Source organism: Bacillus sp. OV322, assembly GCF_900112495.1.
Classification (GTDB): domain Bacteria; phylum Bacillota; class Bacilli; order Bacillales; family DSM-1321; genus Peribacillus.
Map to the genome: position 1 here is coordinate 125,152 of NZ_FOMA01000007.1, position 15,496 is coordinate 140,647.

At 40.1% G+C, this 15,496-nt stretch carries 16 protein-coding genes, 1 pseudogene and 1 riboswitch; of the genes and pseudogenes, 4 read left to right on the plus strand and 13 right to left on the minus strand.

Annotated features, from left to right (window positions below; genetic code table 11):
• Nucleotides 1-55: 55 nt before the first annotated feature.
• A complete protein-coding gene (locus tag BM126_RS17660; RefSeq protein ID WP_090990747.1) occupies nt 56-1,003 on the minus strand; it encodes an iron-hydroxamate ABC transporter substrate-binding protein in 948 nt (315 codons plus the stop codon).
• Between the two features lie 256 nt (nt 1,004-1,259).
• Here BM126_RS17660 and BM126_RS17665 point away from each other — a divergent pair, with 256 nt between their 5' ends.
• A complete protein-coding gene (locus BM126_RS17665; RefSeq protein ID WP_090990887.1) occupies nt 1,260-1,856 on the plus strand; it encodes a biotin transporter BioY in 597 nt (198 codons plus the stop codon).
• A gap of 150 nt (nt 1,857-2,006) precedes the next feature.
• Here BM126_RS17665 and abc-f read toward each other — a convergent pair whose 3' ends face one another.
• From abc-f to BM126_RS17695, 7 genes are all read right to left on the minus strand, one after another.
• A complete protein-coding gene (gene abc-f / locus BM126_RS17670; protein ID WP_090990748.1) occupies nt 2,007-3,887 on the minus strand; it encodes a ribosomal protection-like ABC-F family protein in 1,881 nt (626 codons plus the stop codon).
• Between the two features lie 245 nt (nt 3,888-4,132).
• Nucleotides 4,133-4,264: an RAxF-45 family protein gene (locus BM126_RS23400; protein ID WP_371261471.1), complete on the minus strand. Its 132-nt coding sequence runs from the start codon at nt 4,262-4,264 to the stop codon at nt 4,133-4,135.
• A gap of 110 nt (nt 4,265-4,374) precedes the next feature.
• Nucleotides 4,375-4,842, minus strand: a complete 468-nt coding sequence (gene ribE / locus BM126_RS17675) for a 6,7-dimethyl-8-ribityllumazine synthase (protein WP_071351652.1) — start codon at nt 4,840-4,842, stop codon at nt 4,375-4,377.
• Between the two features lie 12 nt (nt 4,843-4,854).
• Nucleotides 4,855-6,048 carry a bifunctional 3,4-dihydroxy-2-butanone-4-phosphate synthase/GTP cyclohydrolase II gene (locus tag BM126_RS17680; RefSeq protein ID WP_090990749.1) on the minus strand — a complete coding sequence of 398 codons (1,194 nt, stop codon included), beginning with the start codon at nt 6,046-6,048 and terminating at the stop codon, nt 4,855-4,857.
• Between the two features lie 19 nt (nt 6,049-6,067).
• A complete protein-coding gene (gene ribE, locus BM126_RS17685) occupies nt 6,068-6,709 on the minus strand; it encodes a riboflavin synthase (protein ID WP_090990750.1) in 642 nt (213 codons plus the stop codon).
• On the minus strand, nt 6,691-7,797 hold the full coding sequence (gene ribD / locus BM126_RS17690; RefSeq protein WP_090990751.1) for a bifunctional diaminohydroxyphosphoribosylaminopyrimidine deaminase/5-amino-6-(5-phosphoribosylamino)uracil reductase RibD: 1,107 nt from the start codon (nt 7,795-7,797) through the stop codon (nt 6,691-6,693). Before ribD ends, ribE (BM126_RS17685) begins: the two co-directional genes overlap by 19 nt.
• A gap of 176 nt (nt 7,798-7,973) precedes the next feature.
• A riboswitch (FMN riboswitch) is annotated at nt 7,974-8,104 on the minus strand.
• A 204-nt stretch (nt 8,105-8,308) separates the two neighbouring features.
• Complete coding sequence (locus BM126_RS17695) at nt 8,309-8,923, minus strand: BA5345 family protein (RefSeq protein ID WP_090990752.1); 615 nt, start codon at nt 8,921-8,923, stop codon at nt 8,309-8,311.
• A 324-nt stretch (nt 8,924-9,247) separates the two neighbouring features.
• Between BM126_RS17695 and BM126_RS17700 the strand changes: the two genes are divergently transcribed.
• Nucleotides 9,248-10,279 (plus strand): NADP-dependent oxidoreductase, encoded by a 1,032-nt coding sequence (locus BM126_RS17700; RefSeq protein ID WP_090990753.1) that lies wholly within the window; start codon nt 9,248-9,250, stop codon nt 10,277-10,279.
• Between the two features lie 387 nt (nt 10,280-10,666).
• Here BM126_RS17700 and BM126_RS17705 read toward each other — a convergent pair whose 3' ends face one another.
• The 5 genes from BM126_RS17705 to BM126_RS17725 form a co-directional block, all read right to left on the minus strand.
• Nucleotides 10,667-11,446 (minus strand): 2-keto-4-pentenoate hydratase, encoded by a 780-nt coding sequence (locus tag BM126_RS17705; RefSeq protein WP_090990754.1) that lies wholly within the window; start codon nt 11,444-11,446, stop codon nt 10,667-10,669.
• Between the two features lie 11 nt (nt 11,447-11,457).
• Nucleotides 11,458-11,649, minus strand: coding sequence for a 2-hydroxymuconate tautomerase (locus BM126_RS17710; RefSeq protein ID WP_090990755.1), 192 nt, complete (start codon nt 11,647-11,649; stop codon nt 11,458-11,460).
• A gap of 90 nt (nt 11,650-11,739) precedes the next feature.
• A complete protein-coding gene (locus tag BM126_RS17715) occupies nt 11,740-12,168 on the minus strand; it encodes a DoxX family protein (protein ID WP_090990756.1) in 429 nt (142 codons plus the stop codon).
• A 24-nt stretch (nt 12,169-12,192) separates the two neighbouring features.
• Nucleotides 12,193-12,978 (minus strand): dioxygenase family protein, encoded by a 786-nt coding sequence (locus BM126_RS17720; RefSeq protein WP_090990757.1) that lies wholly within the window; start codon nt 12,976-12,978, stop codon nt 12,193-12,195.
• A gap of 25 nt (nt 12,979-13,003) precedes the next feature.
• On the minus strand, nt 13,004-13,648 hold the full coding sequence (locus BM126_RS17725) for an alpha/beta hydrolase (protein WP_090990758.1): 645 nt from the start codon (nt 13,646-13,648) through the stop codon (nt 13,004-13,006).
• Nucleotides 13,649-13,885: 237 nt separating this feature from the next.
• Between BM126_RS17725 and BM126_RS17730 the strand changes: the two genes are divergently transcribed.
• Both BM126_RS17730 and BM126_RS23405 read left to right on the plus strand, forming a co-directional pair.
• Nucleotides 13,886-14,425 carry a helix-turn-helix domain-containing protein gene (locus BM126_RS17730; RefSeq protein WP_090990888.1) on the plus strand — a complete coding sequence of 180 codons (540 nt, stop codon included), beginning with the start codon at nt 13,886-13,888 and terminating at the stop codon, nt 14,423-14,425.
• 60 nt (nt 14,426-14,485) lie between these two features.
• Nucleotides 14,486-14,581 (plus strand): annotated as a pseudogene (locus tag BM126_RS23405) (hypothetical protein); the annotation flags it as partial.
• Nucleotides 14,582-15,496: the final 915 nt, after the last annotated feature.

Here is a 15,496-nt window from a genome sequence, read left to right on the forward strand (position 1 = left end):
ATTAAAATATGGTTTCTTTCTTTTTGAATAGCTGTTTTCGTAAACTTTGCTTTTTTTACTTATGATGGATTAATTTATCAGTAATGAATTTTAACTGGCCTTCCTGCGAAATAGGATCATTGAAGTAAAAGCCTATTGGATCAATTTCAAACACTCTGTCATTTTTAACAGCGTCAAGATCCTTCCAGACCTTGCTGTTATATGTTTTGCTGCCATTATCATCTACAGACCATGGACTTGTAAAAATGTAGTCTCCTGCTATTTCCGGTATTTTTTCAAGGGAATATTGAGCATAGCCGGTTTTTGAGTCAATTGCATCTCTTTGGATTGCTGCAGGAGCTTTTAAGCCGAATTCAGTATATATAATTTCCCCGCCGCGGCCAAAGGTGGCGCCAAAAGCATTAATTTCCTTAGCAGTAGGCTGAATCAGTGCAACGGTTTTGTTTCCGACTGCTTTTTGGACCTGCGGTTTGTATTCTGCAATTTTCTTGTCCCAATCAGAAAGCCACTTTTCCGCTTTCTTTTCAGTGCCGGTCATTTTGCCGAATTCCTTAAGCTGATCCTTAGAATTCAATTTTGAATAATCTATCGCAACTGTTGGAGCGATTTTTTCAAGCTTATCGATAGCCGGGTAAGTCGTCCAGGCAATAATTAAATCTGGATTCAGAGCAAGAATCTTTTCGATAGAAGTGCCATCGCCAAGATTGGCCACTCCCTTTGTTTTACCTTTATAGAATGGATTGTTAAATACATTGTCAGGTGCACCTGCAGGCTTGATGCCAAGAGTCAGGAAATCCCCATAGTAACTGTCTGCCACCAGTACCACCCTTTTTGGGTGCTTTGGTATTTTAATAATTCCATTCTCTGCTTTATATGTAATCATCTCTGATTTTTTGTTTTCTTTAGATTCCTGTTTATCAGATCCATTGCTGCAGGCGCTGAGTACAGCTGCAAAAGCAACAAGCAAAATCATTGTAAGCAGGCTTTTCTTTTTGTTAAACATGGTTTACCCCCTGTTAATATTGATAATCATTATCACTTAATATGATAACAAGTATTTTTAATGAAGTAAATAGGCTTTATTAGTCTGTTTCCTCTGATTTAGTTAAGTGATTCTCCGCAATAATTCTCCCTCCTCAATCATGAAGACTGAAGGGATAAAAAAATATGTTAACCCTAATGAAAAACAGGTTGACATAAAGCTCAAAAAAACATTATCCTCTATATATAAACACTATTACTATAACGGAGGAATTCAAATGAAAAGGAAGTTTACTGCGATTGATTTAACACTCGGAGGCATGTTCATTGCTCTAATGATGATCGGTGCAAACATTACCTCACTCATTCCTTTTATGGTTGTCGGCGGTGTTCCGATTACCCTGCAGACTTTTTTCGCTATTTTAGCAGGAACCGTTTTAGGCAGCAGACTCGGAGCTTTTACCATGATGGCTTATACACTGGTTGGACTTGTTGGTGTTCCTGTATTTGCTAAATTTAGCGGCGGAGTTTCAACTGTGGTCAGCCCTACTTTCGGTTTTATTCTTTCATACATATTAACAGCTTATGCAGCAGGGAAAATCTCAGAAAAAAGCCGGACACTTCCTACGTTCATTATTGGTGCTCTTGCAGGAATGATCATCAATTATGTCATCGGCACAAACTGGATGTATTATGCCTATAAACTTTGGGCAAGTGCACCGGAAGGATTCACCTATAAAATGGCTTGGGCGTGGATGGCCGTTCCTCTTCCGAAGGATATCATACTAGCTGTTTTGGCTGGAGTCATGTCTTACCGCTTAGATAAAACCGTTTTATCACGCAGTAAATTCAGAAGGACAAAAACGGCTGCTTAATTGCCGCTAAATAAAGAGGCTGTTAACCGGACTAGTAGTCATGGTCCCGGAACAGCCTCTTTTTTATAAGCTCAGTTATGGTTTTTCAAGTTTTACATATCCTCAGCAAACGATAAAGCCAGTAAATGCGTGATAAAGCTGACTGCTGTATTATAAACCTTCGAACTCGGTGTAAAGCTCCTCTATCTTCTGCTCTGCCTGCATAAGGCGCTCGTGCAATTTCTGCAGCACCTGCAGATCTGTTTCTTTTTCCATTTCTCCTGCCAGCTGCCTTGCCTGAAGCTCTGCTTTTTCCATTTCAGCTTCTATCTTTTCCATATCCTTTTTTGTTTCCATTTTTTCTTTTTCTCTTTTTCTTGATGGCCGCACATCTTCTTGAACGAATTCACTGATATTTTTACTGCTCCATTCATCCAGTTTTTTTCTTGCCCAGCTATAGTTTCCGGCAAAGGCATGCAGGCTTTCATTCTCCACCCAGTAGGTTTTATCGAACAGTTTATCCAGCAAATACCTGTCGTGGGACACTGCAAGGATTGTACCGCAAAAATCCTCAAGCGCATCCTCAAGCACTTCCCGGGAATCAATATCAAGGTGGTTTGTAGGTTCATCCAGTATTAATAAGTTAATATCCTGATGCATGAGCTGAGCCAGGCGAAGCCGCATTCTTTCGCCGCCGCTCAGCTGTCCAACCTTGCGGAAAACCGCTGCTCCGTAAAATAAAAAACCTGCCAGAATACGCCTTGCCTGCCCCTCATCTACCATTGCTTCTTGCCGGAAAGCCTCAATAACAGTTTCATTTCCATTTGAGTTATACAGATGCTGAGAAAGGTAGCCTATCTTGACATTGCTTCCAATGCGAATCTCGCCTTTGTCCGCGTGAACATCACCAAGCAGCATCTTGAGCAAGGTGGACTTCCCGGTACCGTTCCTTCCTACAATGCTAGCGCGGTCCTGATATTGAAGCTGCAGGTTTGCATCCTTAAACAGCATCTTGTTTCCATATGCTTTAGCTGCATTTTTCACAGCAATCACATCTTTTCCGCTTCTTCCAGCCGTCTCGAACTGCAGTCCCATTTTCTTTCTTTCAATAATTGGGCGCTTCAGCTTTTCGATTCTCTCAAGAGCTCTTTCCATATTTCTTGCTCTTTTATGCAAACCTTCATTAGGAGGGTTTGCCTGATTAGCCCATTCTCTCAATCTCTTGATTGCATCCTTCATTTTCTTGATTTTTTTTTGCTGCTCCTGATAAGCCTGAAATTCCTCAAGCAGCCTCTTTTCTTTTTCAATGACAAAACCTGAGTAATTCTGATGATAAACAGTTGCTTCTCCGTCTTCAAGGTCAATAATTTTCGTTGCTGTTTCATCAAGGAAGTAACGATCATGGGATACAACAGCCACTGTCCCATCATACTCCCTGATAAATCGCTCAAGCCATTCTGCCGCGTAAATATCCAGGTGATTGGTCGGCTCATCAAGCAGCAATAAATCCGGCTTTTGAAGCAAAATGAGCCCTAAGCATATTTTGGTCTGCTCTCCTCCGCTGAGTGATAAAAAGGGGGAATTCAGTAAGCTCTCTATGCCAAGCCCATTCGCAATCCTTGATATTTGGGCCTCTATGCTGTACCCGTCAAGAAGTGAAAATCGTTCCTGGAGGAAGCCATATTCCTCCAGCTTACGTGTTAAAGCAGACTCATCGATTTCAGATGCCATGGATTCCTCATACTCACTCATTTTTTCATAAATTGAAATGGCCTCATCAAAGGCAGACATTAAAACATCCCTGCCCTGCGTATTTTCGGGAAAAGATGGGAGCTGAGACAAATAGCCGATTTTCAATCCTTTTTTCACAAATATAGAACCGGAGTCCGGCGTTTCTGCACCGGCTAATAATTTTAAAATCGTTGTCTTGCCGCCTCCGTTTCTTCCTACCAGACCAATTCGCTCTTTTTCTTTTATCTCCAGTGATAAATTTTCAAAAACAATGCTGCCTCCGTACATTTTGCTGACCTGATTCATTCCGCAAAGAATCATGTTTATGACTCCCTTTCTCTTCTTTATTTTAGGCTTTGCCAAACTTGCCTGCTGATTTGCACTTCACACAATACTCCAGGGCGTTCCCGCCAAAGCCATATATTAGTTTCCAGACATAAAAAAGACCGCAGGAAAGAAGTTTGCAGCTTCTTCCCGCGGCCAGTTAAAGAAAAAGAGAGCTCTCAAAAGGCTCTCTTTTTCCCATTCTATAAGTTAAGGGTGAAGAGACTTCTAATCATTCCGTTTCATGTATTCAGTTGTAAAAAAGGCAGACTTCCCCCTTGATTACAATCCTCATGAAAAATTGCACGGCAAATATACATAAAGTCCAGCCATTGCTCGCGCAAAATAGAATGATTCATCTCTTTCACCTCCATTAGAAAATTTTGAATTATATAAATTTTATAACAACTCTGCTAATATTACAATAAAAAAATTGGATAACAAGGGATAAAGTCATCCCCTGTTATCCAATTCTTCTCTATTCTTAACCTATCATTTTTTGCAAGTTTGCCATTTCTATGGCTGAAACAGCAGAATCATAGCCTTTATTTCCAGCTTTCGTGCCGGCGCGTTCTATAGCCTGTTCAATATTTTCGGTAGTCAGTACCCCAAATATCACCGGTACTCCTGTTTCAAGGGAGACAGAAGCAATGCCTTTGGCTGCTTCATTGCAAACATAGTCATAATGGGAAGTTGCCCCCCTGATCACTGTACCAAGACAAATGACTGCATCATATCTATTTGTATTGACCAGTTTTTTAGCAATCATCGGAATTTCAAATGCCCCAGGAACCCAGGCGATATCAATGTCCTCCTCATTAAGGCCATGACGCTTTAAGCCATCCAGTGCTCCCCCAAGAAGCTTTCCTGTAATGAATTCATTGAATCGTCCAACCACAATTCCAACTTTCAATCCTGACCCTACTAAATTTCCTTCAAATGTATTACCCATTTTTTATTCCTCCTATAATGACAGCAGATGCCCCATTTTCACTTTTTTTGTTTGTAGATAGTGTTCATTTTCTTTAATTGCCGGAATCTCAATTGCCACACGTTCTGTTATCTCAAGTCCATAACCGGTTAAGCCTGCCATTTTTTTCGGATTATTCGTCATAAGCCTCATTTTCGTGATGCCGAGATCCTTCAATATTTGGGCTCCGATTCCATAGTCTCTCAGCTCAGCAGGAAATCCAAGCTTCTCATTGGCCTGAATCGTATCATAGCCATGTTCCTGCAATTCGTAAGCTTTAAGTTTGTTCATCAGGCCGATGCCGCGCCCTTCTTGCCTCATATAAAGCAGCACACCATTTCCTTCAGACTCGATCCGTGCCAGCGCGGCATGCAGCTGCGGTCCGCAGTCACAGCGGTGCGAGCCGAAAATATCTCCTGTCAGACATTCAGAATGCACGCGGACGAGCACTGGCTTATCGGGATCGATTTCACCCTTGATTAATGCAAAGTGATCCTGCTGGTCAAAGGCATTAGAATAGCCAATCATCCTGAAATCGCCAAATGATGTCGGAAGCTTGACTTCCGCTTCTCTTTTCACGCTTTGCTCCGATTCTCTGCGATAAGCAATGAGGTCAGCGATCGATATCATCTTTAGTCCATGTTCTTCAGCAATTAAAGCCAGATCGGGCACTCTTGCCATTGTTCCATCTTCATTCATGATTTCACAAATAACCCCTGCGGGAGCAGTTCCTGAAAGCTTTGCTAAATCAACGGCAGCTTCTGTATGCCCGGCACGGCGGAGGACACCGCCTTCCTTTGCAATCAAAGGAAAAACGTGGCCCGGCCGCTTCAAATCTTCTGGAACAGTATTTTCATTGAGAAGTTCGAGGATTGTGAGCGAACGGTCATAAGCACTAATTCCTGTTGAGGTATTTTTGTGATCAATACTCACAGTGAATGCTGTTCCAAAAGGATCGGTATTTTTGCCAATCATAGGATGCAGCTCCAGCTTTTCTGCTATTTCTCCAGAGATACTTGTACAAATCAAACCGCGTCCATATTTCGCCATAAAGTTGATTACCTCTGGAGTGGCCTTATCTGCTGCGGCTACAAAGTCACCTTCATTTTCACGGTCTTCATCATCTACTACAATGACAATTTTCCCGGCTGCGATGTCCGCCAGTGCTTCTTCAATACTGCTCAGCATATCAATCAGCTCCTTTTTATCAGAATCCGCTTTTCTCCAGCAGTTCGTAAGTAACAGACGTTTTAGTCTGTTTTTCCCGATTATTTTGATGGTACATATATTTTCCAATCATATCCGCTTCAATGTTGACAATTTCGCCCGGCGCTTTTCTGCCTAATACGGTTTCTTTGTGAGTATGCGGAATCAGGGATATGGTCAGCTTATTTTCTGACAGATCAAAGACAGTCAGACTGACACCATCAATGGCAACTGAGCCTTTTGGAATGCAGTATTTATACACATATTCAGGAACTTCAATTACATAGTAAACGGCATTCTCCTTATGCTGTTTTTTCACTATCATTCCTGTTCCATCCACATGTCCGGAAACAAAATGCCCTCCAAACCTGCCGTTCGCAGCCATGGCCCTTTCAAGATTAACAGGTGAACCGGCTTTTAAATTAATCAGTGACGTAGCATTTACCGTTTCTGGCATCACGTCCAACGTAAAAGAATTACTCTTATATTCTGTAACTGTTAAACATACCCCGTTGACAGAAATGCTGTCCCCAAGATGCATGTCATGTGTAATTTTATTTGAAAGTATGGTCAATTCCATACTGTTGCGGCCTTTCTTTATACCGCCGACAGTGCCGATATCTTCTACGATTCCTGTGAACATTTCTCCACCTGCTTTAAACGTGATGTAATTTTAAGGTCTTTCCCGATTCTCTCCACCTTCTCAAATTCCAGGGAATATGCATCAGGCATCATCTTCACATTCAGGTCTCCGAACATACCGTGAGCTTTTCTGCCGGCGAGTTTCGGAGCGATATACGTTATCATTCTGCCTACAGCATGTTCCTTCAAAAAGCTGGCATTCACTTCGGAGCCTCCTTCTACATAAAGAGAAGTGATTCCCCGTTTTGCCAGTAGCTTCAATACATCCATAATTTTTATAGAATCAGATGGCATTCTCAACACTTTAACTTTGTCTGACTCTATGCGATCTATATTTTTTTGTTCAGCCTCTGAACCTGTAATAATAAGGGTCTCAGCCGTTTCATCTTTTATTGCCGCACAATCTTTTGGCGTCCTTAAATGAGTATCCAGGATGATGCGGACGGGCTGCCTTGCTTCCCGGTTTATTCTGTTGGTCAGCCGCGGATTATCCTTTAAAACTGTATTGACTCCCACTAGGATAGCGTCATGCCGGCTTCTTTCCCTGTGAACGTCGAGCCTTGATTCTTCACAAGTGATCCACTTGCTGTCACCCGATTCTGCAGCTGTTTTTCCATCAAGAGTCACAGCCTGCTTCATCGTGACAAATGGGGTGCCGGTCCTGATAAAATGAAAAAACACTTCATTCAGCTCGTCACCCTTTTCTGACAAAAGTCCGCTATGAACCTCTATGCCGGCTTCTTCAAGCATCTTGATTCCTTTTCCTGCAACAAGAGGATTAGGATCTGCTGAGGATATATACACTCTTTTTATTCCCGCCTTTATAAGAGCAGCTGCACATGGAGGAGTTTTTCCGAAATGGCTGCACGGCTCCAGTGTTACATACATGGTGGCATCCCTTGCTTTATCGCCAGCCATTTTAAGAGCATGTATTTCTGCATGATCTTCCCCTGCTTTCAAATGCGCTCCCATTCCGGCAATCTCCCCATCTTTGACTATGACAGCACCAACCGCCGGATTAGGCGAAGTTTGGCCTGCAGCCGCGGCAGCAAGACCTAAAGCAATCTTCATATACTCTTGATCGTTCATTCATTCACCCTCTTTTCCTGTTTCGGACCATATAGGTCCTTCTGAAAAAATAAAAACCTCTCAGGGATTCCTAAGAGGTTTTAAGGGAGAATATGGATTTTTTAGTCATAACCAAATAAGCCTATTACAAAATATTTTTTTGCTCCAGACCTTACGATTTATGTCTTTTTTTTCCATACGTCCTTCTCCCATCCAGACTATACTGTCGGCTTTGGAATTTCACCAAATCCTGCCTTATTCAGGCTCGCGGGCTTAGAATTACTTCATCACCGCCGGTTGGGATTCTCACCCGACCCCGAAGGACTGCGTATTTATGAATTTTCATGTATTGCAATCAAATCTGCACCTTATCACCAATTTGACAGATTCAGCAGTAAGTAAGCCATGCTCTGTGTCCTTTCTGATTGGTCAAATTTGATTAACTAAGATACTATCACTTTACTAAAAAAAGAACAAGGAACTTATGTCCTTGTTCTTTGAAGACTTTGAAATAAAGAAATTGCCTAATTGCTTACTTCAGCCAGCTATATTCATGATGAATTCTTTTTTTGAAGTATTCCAGATTTCCCATATAGTGCCTTTGATTCATATAAACAATTAACAAAACTGCTGCATTGACTGCTATGCTTGTCCAAAAGGCAAAATCAAAATTTTTGAAGTACAAGATACCGATCAGCAGATTTACAATTAATGCAAGAAGAAGACTGCAGGACGCAGCTCTTAAATCACCCGCAGTTTCAAGAAGCCTGTTGTGCCTCACTCTCATTTTTTCTCCATTCACATGAATGGAGAAAAACACTTCAAGCTCATACTCCTCGCTGTAATAGAGATTTCTATTTTTCAAAACCGATCCGAAAAACATGCTGATTTGATAAATGATATACCCTGCAGGAAGCCCGGCCCCTGCTAAGATTATGGCCGCCCCAGCAAGCCAGGCACCGTCTTCACCTTTTACTTCTGGCAGGCTATATGACTGGTCTGCTAATATATAAACCAAAACTCCACCTATAAATATCCATCCTGGAATAATCGATCTTATTAGATTCTTTCTCTCTGCACTCACTTTTTTCACCTGCTTTCCTTTTAAATGAATGGCTGTCTTCGTAAACTTTGCAATAAGGAACATGAGGGCTGGTTTCCGCTCCTGGATACTCCCCCTAATCCCATCTCGAACCTTACGCTCCAATCAACCCGATTAACAATGGAATCGTCCCATAAAAAACAATAATCTTTTAAAAAGAGCCAAATGAATAAACGGCGCCATCTAGTTATTGATCATGAACTTCCTCGAACCTTTAAAAAATGGCTGCACACTGCCAAGTTTTTTTCCTGCATATGTTTTGACTCTGCATTTCTAAAAATGTTAGGCTTTTTGGTAGAAATAACACTTTGAATGCCATCGTTTTTATTCTTGCTAATTTAAGAGTAATATAAGCTGGGAGGCTATAACATGGGTACAATGGACCAAAAAGAAATTCAGCTTGCAAACCGTCCAAAAGGGTTGCCTAGTATTGAGGACTTTGAATTTGTAACACGTGAAATCCCGGTTCCCGGGGAAAGCGAAATATTGGTCAGAACTCTTTATCTTTCAGTTGATCCTTATATGAGGGGAAGAATGCAGGATACTAAATCTTATATTCCTCCTTTTAAGCTTCATGAACCTATTTCTGGCGGAGTGATTGCCGAAGTGGCAGAATCTAAGTCTCCACATTTCAAACAGGGAGACGTAGTGATCGGAAATCTAAATTGGGCAGAATATTCGGTGGTGACCGAAAAAGAAATCCGGATCATTGATCCATCTGTTGCACCGGTTACAACCCATTTGGGCATTTTAGGGATGCCAGGATTAACGGCTTACTTTGGACTGCTGGATATTGGGCAGCCCAAGGAAGGCGAAACGGTTGTAGTCTCAGGCGCAGCCGGGGCAGTGGGATCCGTTGTTGGCCAGATTGCCAAAATTAAAGGAGCTCGCGTTGTAGGGTTAGCTGGTTCAGAAGAAAAAATCAGCTTGCTGAAGAACGAGTTTGGTTTTGATGAAGCAATTAATTATAAAACAGCCCAAAATATCCAGGAAGCATTGTCTGAGGCATGTCCGGACGGAATTGATGTTTATTTTGATAATGTAGGCGGCGAGATAACGGATGCTGTGTTTACTTTATTGAATAAAAATGCCAGAATTCCGCTGTGCGGTTCTATTTCCTCCTACAATGTCGAGGGTGAAGATCTTGGTCCCCGCATTCAGACAGCGATGATTAAAACTAGTGCCTTAATGAAGGGATTTACAGTTGGAGATTACGCCTCCCGCTTCAAGGAAGGAGCAGCCCAATTAGGAAAATGGCTGCAAGAAGGAAAACTTCAATATGAAGAAACAATCATCGAAGGATTCGAAAATACACCAGAAGCTTTTCTGGGACTCTTTAAAGGAACCAACCTTGGAAAGCAGCTGGTAAAAACATCACATCCAAAATATGCAAAGCTTTAAAAAATCAGAGCGGCAGACTACTGAACCTGCTAAACGACAATTTAAACACGGAGATTTTTCTCCTTCGATATTCAGAAAAATTGCTCGTGCGGATTTAAGATTTAGCGGCATTTATGCTAAGTACAATTAAAAACGAAACGTATATGGCAATCCACGTATATACATGATTAATAGTTAAACTAACAATTAGTATAAGCAAATATATGAAAAGGGAGCAATGCAAAGTTGTAAGGCATCGCTCCCTTTTCATATTTAGTTTCCCTTCAAATTGGAAATACACCTTAACAAAAATTTAGTGTTGACAAGCATTCCAAATTTAAACAACTATCTCCCAAAAATCGCAGAAGAAATTACACAGCGGTATTCATTTTTTTACCTTTTCTTAGCTCAATGAATCTGAAAAGATACTTGACCCATTTGATCATATTCCGTTATTACATGGTCACCTTTCTTTAAGGAGACAGCCTCCGTCATTCCTCCTGTCAGAATGATGAAACCCTTTTTAATCTTCCCCTTTTTTTCCTCATGCAGCATGGTAGACAACATCGCAACAGAGTTTGCGGGATTTCCTAGGACCGCTGAACTTTTCCCGCACGCTCTTACCTCCCCGTTTATGGCCATGGTTACCTCAATCGAATCCACTGCAAAATCATGAGGTCTGTATAATCTACTCCCCAAAATAACCCTTGATGCAGAAGTGTTATCGGCGATCACATCGGGTAGTTGAAACCGAAAATTCTCATATCGGCTATCAATAATCTCAAGGGCAGGCAGAATCCATTGCGTTTTTTCTAAAACTTGTTCACCCGTAATACCTGGTCCTTCAATATCTTCCCCAAGTATAAACGCAATCTCAGCCTCCACCTTGGGATGGATGAAATCTTCCATTATGATTTGACCTTGATTTGGTATATTCATATAGTCAAGAATGTACCCGTAAATAGGGACACCGATTTTCATTTGTTCCATTTTTGTCCGACTGGTAAGGCCCATCTTGTAAGCCGTCACCTTATGGCCAGAGTCAATTTTTAACTTTAGCAGTTCCTGTTGTACCTTATATCCCATTGCTAAATTAAAATCTGCATGCTGATCGGTAATACAAGAAATTGCTTGTTTCTGTTTCTCAGCTTTGATTAAACTCTGAGCAATACCCCTGTAGTTAAGCATTGATATCCTCCCTATTCCAGCATCTCACTTTTTAGCATATCTCCCACCGCAAAACGATTCTTGGGAACTTCATTCACAATAACACGAATACTTTTCATAGGAGCCCCAAGCGAATCGTGAACAGTACGTGCAACATTACGTATACATGTTTCAATTGTTTCTTGATCTCTACCTTCAATCAATGTAATTTGAATAATCGGCATAGGCTATCCCTCCACGTAATAAATGACAAAAAGAAAGCACTACCTCTGGAAATGAAGTAATGCCTTATTAAAAGTGCTTATTCAAGGGAATTAGATGATAGATGTTGTTTTTTCCTTCTCTTGTCCTTTAAAAATAAAGGAATCCAGTGCGTAAGCATTAGATCCGGTAATAGCAAGAGATACTGCTATTGCTAAGAATGCCAAATCCAATTCATATCCGGCCATCTTTCCATTTCCTAAAAAACCTACATCTAATTTCACCTTTACGATGGCTCCTACCATTAACAGGACAAACAAAGCAGATACAAATCTGGTAAATAACCCAAATACTAACGCAAGACCGCCCACAACTTCAATTACAGCAACTCCATAAGCTAGGAATCCAGGCAGTCCAATACTTTCAAACCACCCAACTGTATTTTCAATTCCGCCCTGGAATTTGGTTAATCCATGAATAAAGAAAGTTATTCCTAATACGACTCTTAAAAGTAAACTGCTTATTTTAAAATGGTTATTCATTTTTCTTTCCTCCTAGTAAATTTACTACAATCCAAACTGCCAAACACTATGACTAAGATTCCCGTATCGATAACTGCGGTGCAATAGTCTGGCATTTCTTTCTTGATCTGCTGCCCCCATAGCATAAATGATTGGAATAAAGTGTTCCTTTCCGTATAAAGGTACTGCCATATCAGCAGCAGGAGCCAACGAGTCATAATTAAATAATGATTCTAAATCCCAATTGTTTATATGCTCACCTAGCCAATCATCGAAATTAAGAGCCCATTTATCTATTGATCCATCATCGTTACCCATTTTTAAGGCTCTTAGGTTATGAACAGTTCCTCCACTAGCAATAATAAGGATATCCTTCTCTCTGAGTTTTGTTAGTGACTTTCCAATTCGATATTGCTCCTCTGGCTTAAGATGAGCGTTTACAGACATTGAAATGACCGGAACATCTGCATTGGGAAAAAGCATCTTGAGAACTACCCAGGCTCCATGATCTAATCCACGTGTGGAATCAATTCCATAAGGAATACCCAGTTTTGTGAAACTGTCTGTAATATCCTTAGTGACTTCCTTTTTGCCCTTAGCAGGATATTTAATGCGGTATAAAGCATCTGGAAATCCACCGAAGTCATAAATCGTCTCAAATTCATCTACATCACTCACCTTTTGAGTAGATGATTCCCAGTGTGCCGAAAACAGTACAATTGCTTTGGGACTTGGAAGTGTTTTGCCTAACGATTGTAAAAACTGAGTATATTCATTATTTTCAATGGCTAAAAGTGGTGCTCCGTGAGCAACAAATAAAGACGGCAGCATGTCCTATTCCTCCCTTATCTTTTTATTATTGACTTAAATTATTAAGGATCCATTTCGTAAAATCTTTTTGGTTCTTTAATGAAACTGTATGCCCTTCAGAATAGGATTGAAAGGTTACTTGTGCACCTAATCCATGAAGGAAATCATTGCTTTCTAATCCCCATTGATAAGGCAGAACGGTGTCAAGTTCGCCGTGAGAAATAAACAAAGAAAGCTGATCAACAGGTTTAATACTGTATTCTTCCTTGACGAATCCGGGAATATATCCACTCAGAGCAACAATTCCTTTGATTCTATTTCCTAATGTTAAGCCAAGCGTCATGGATACAATGGCTCCCTGGCTAAATCCAAGTAGATATAAATAATCGTGATTTAGTGGATATTGTTCAGTTGCATAATCAATAAAACTAGTCAACTGAATGATTGCATGGTCAAATACTTCCCTGTGCGGTTTTCCATATCCTTGAATGGAAAAATAGGCGAAGCCCGGTGGTTGAGATAATGGGCCGCGAACACTAAAAATGTAAAACCTTTCTTCTAACCCATCGACTATCGGCAACATATTTTGTTCATTGCTACCCATTCCATGCATGACAAAAATAGCAGGATAGGTTTTATCGGGCTCAACCTGTGATGGTTTGTGAAGTTCATAAATCATGGGTGAATTCAAATTACCTCATCCCTTCTTGGATTATTACTCTAAAGAAACCAAACATAAATTTTTATTAATGTAGAATTAATATTCATATTAGGAAACAAAAGGTCAAAAAAAATAATTACTGCGCATTTGTTTTCTTCTATGAATATTTGTTATCTATAAAATAACAGCGAATCAGGTAGAATGTCAATGTTTTTTTTGCTAATATATAAATAAGTTTCTTAAGAAAAAACACTAGAGGTGATTAAGCTGGATATTGGAATAAAAATTCGAGCTATACGAAACAGAAAGAAAATTACCATTGCACAAATGTGTGAAGGAACAGGTCTTTCTAAAGGTTTCATAAGCAATGTTGAAAACAATAATACTTCACCTTCTATTAATACACTAAGTACCATTGCAAATTTTCTAGGGGTTCCTTTGCCTTATTTACTTTTAGAGAAGAAACAACACATGCGTGTTGTTAGACAAGATGAAAGAACAAATTCTTCGTTTAATAATTTAAAGATAGAGCATTTGGCTTCAAAGGGGGGCCTAAGGACCATGATAGTTGAATTCCCCCCCGGAGCCTCCATTGGGGAGCCAAATTCACACGAGGGAGAAGAGTGTCATTTAGTATTAGAAGGGAAAATTCTGGCTGAACAAGGAGAGGACTCCTTTATTGTAGAAGAAGGTGACTCCTTTAGCTGGAATGCGAGTGTCCCTCACTTCGTGAAAAACATTGGTGATCGCAATGCAGTTGTCTTCATCTCAATTTATTCTGATACTGAATTGAAGGATATATTATAAAAACAATGGGTTGCTGTAACAGCTGTAGCAACCCTTCTTCTTTATCTGTTGACTCTGACAATAGATATTCATATTAAAGATGCCATTCATCGTAGCCATCAATGTACAACAGTTAAATTGGACTTCCAGTTGCCGGAGAAATCCCACGAAACTTTTTGCTTGCTCGGTAAAATTAGACGGAACCAAACTAACTGTATAAAAACAGCTACAATTACACCGATAAGAGTATCTCTCATTCTGTCCATAACCTAATGATTCTTTTGATGTTCAAATACAAAGACAAATAATATCGTAAGGGAGACTTGATGAAGGACAGTCTTATCAAATTTTAACCACTTTGTAATAAAACCTCCCAAAAGAATCAATAGCCCTAAGTTCCATCTTAGTAAAGGTGAATTTTATGTATATTGAAGCATTTTTTAAAAATTAGATATTTGAACAAGTAAATCTCAACACAAAAGATTTGCAAGGCGAAACTACAAAGTTTCGTGTTATTATGAAACACTATGATGGTTGAGTATAATATAAGTATTTTTGGCAATTAAAAAATGCTGTTTATGGCAGTATGTTTTTCGAATGTAAAAAAGCCGGAAATATGTAAGACCTTAGTTTAAGTACATCCCTTCACAAATTTTGTATTAAATAAGAAAAAAGCCCCCAAAGCATCTATCAACAAGCTAGTGAATTTTCTGCTCATTTACTTTTTTTATACCATTTATCTGTTTTAAATTCCTCTGGATTCGATTACTCAACTCATCGAATCCTAATTGTTCAAGGAATGAATTTTACATAAATTTGCATAGTTTAGCGCAACTGTGAGGCTTGTCATAAGCAGTCTGAGAGCTATCCCTCCCAGATGCCTTTTTTCTTTTGCGTAATATTTCGTACAAGCTTGGCTAACGTCCGTTTCACTTAATAACAACCGACAATAGGATATAACACGCTGTAGTTTGTCCATTACGGCAATTATATAAAAGCGGGACTACTATGCCAGAGTAAATGCGACACATGGGCCGCGAGGTTATTGTGAGGGATTGTGAGGGATCGTGATGGTAGAGAGCATCGTGGGAT

Coding starts and splice junctions, on each gene's coding strand:
- BM126_RS17705 (WP_090990754.1), bottom strand. CDS start 11,446: ATGCTTAACTACAGGGGTATTGCTCAGAGTTTAATCAAAGCTGAGAAA.
- BM126_RS17665 (WP_090990887.1), top strand. CDS start 1,260: ATGAAAAGGAAGTTTACTGCGATTGATTTAACACTCGGAGGCATGTTC.
- BM126_RS17700 (WP_090990753.1), top strand. CDS start 9,248: ATGGGTACAATGGACCAAAAAGAAATTCAGCTTGCAAACCGTCCAAAA.
- BM126_RS17720 (WP_090990757.1), bottom strand. CDS start 12,978: ATGCTGCCGTCTTTATTTGTTGCTCACGGAGCACCACTTTTAGCCATT.
- BM126_RS17680 (WP_090990749.1), bottom strand. CDS start 6,048: ATGCTGAGCAGTATTGAAGAAGCACTGGCGGACATCGCAGCCGGGAAA.
- abc-f (WP_090990748.1), bottom strand. CDS start 3,887: ATGATTCTTTGCGGAATGAATCAGGTCAGCAAAATGTACGGAGGCAGC.
- BM126_RS17710 (WP_090990755.1), bottom strand. CDS start 11,649: ATGCCGATTATTCAAATTACATTGATTGAAGGTAGAGATCAAGAAACA.
- BM126_RS17695 (WP_090990752.1), bottom strand. CDS start 8,923: ATGTTCCTTATTGCAAAGTTTACGAAGACAGCCATTCATTTAAAAGGA.
- BM126_RS23400 (WP_371261471.1), bottom strand. CDS start 4,264: ATGGAGGTGAAAGAGATGAATCATTCTATTTTGCGCGAGCAATGGCTG.
- ribD (WP_090990751.1), bottom strand. CDS start 7,797: ATGAACGATCAAGAGTATATGAAGATTGCTTTAGGTCTTGCTGCCGCG.
- BM126_RS17715 (WP_090990756.1), bottom strand. CDS start 12,168: ATGAATAACCATTTTAAAATAAGCAGTTTACTTTTAAGAGTCGTATTA.
- BM126_RS17660 (WP_090990747.1), bottom strand. CDS start 1,003: ATGTTTAACAAAAAGAAAAGCCTGCTTACAATGATTTTGCTTGTTGCT.
- ribE (WP_090990750.1), bottom strand. CDS start 6,709: ATGTTCACAGGAATCGTAGAAGATATCGGCACTGTCGGCGGTATAAAG.
- ribE (WP_071351652.1), bottom strand. CDS start 4,842: ATGGGTAATACATTTGAAGGAAATTTAGTAGGGTCAGGATTGAAAGTT.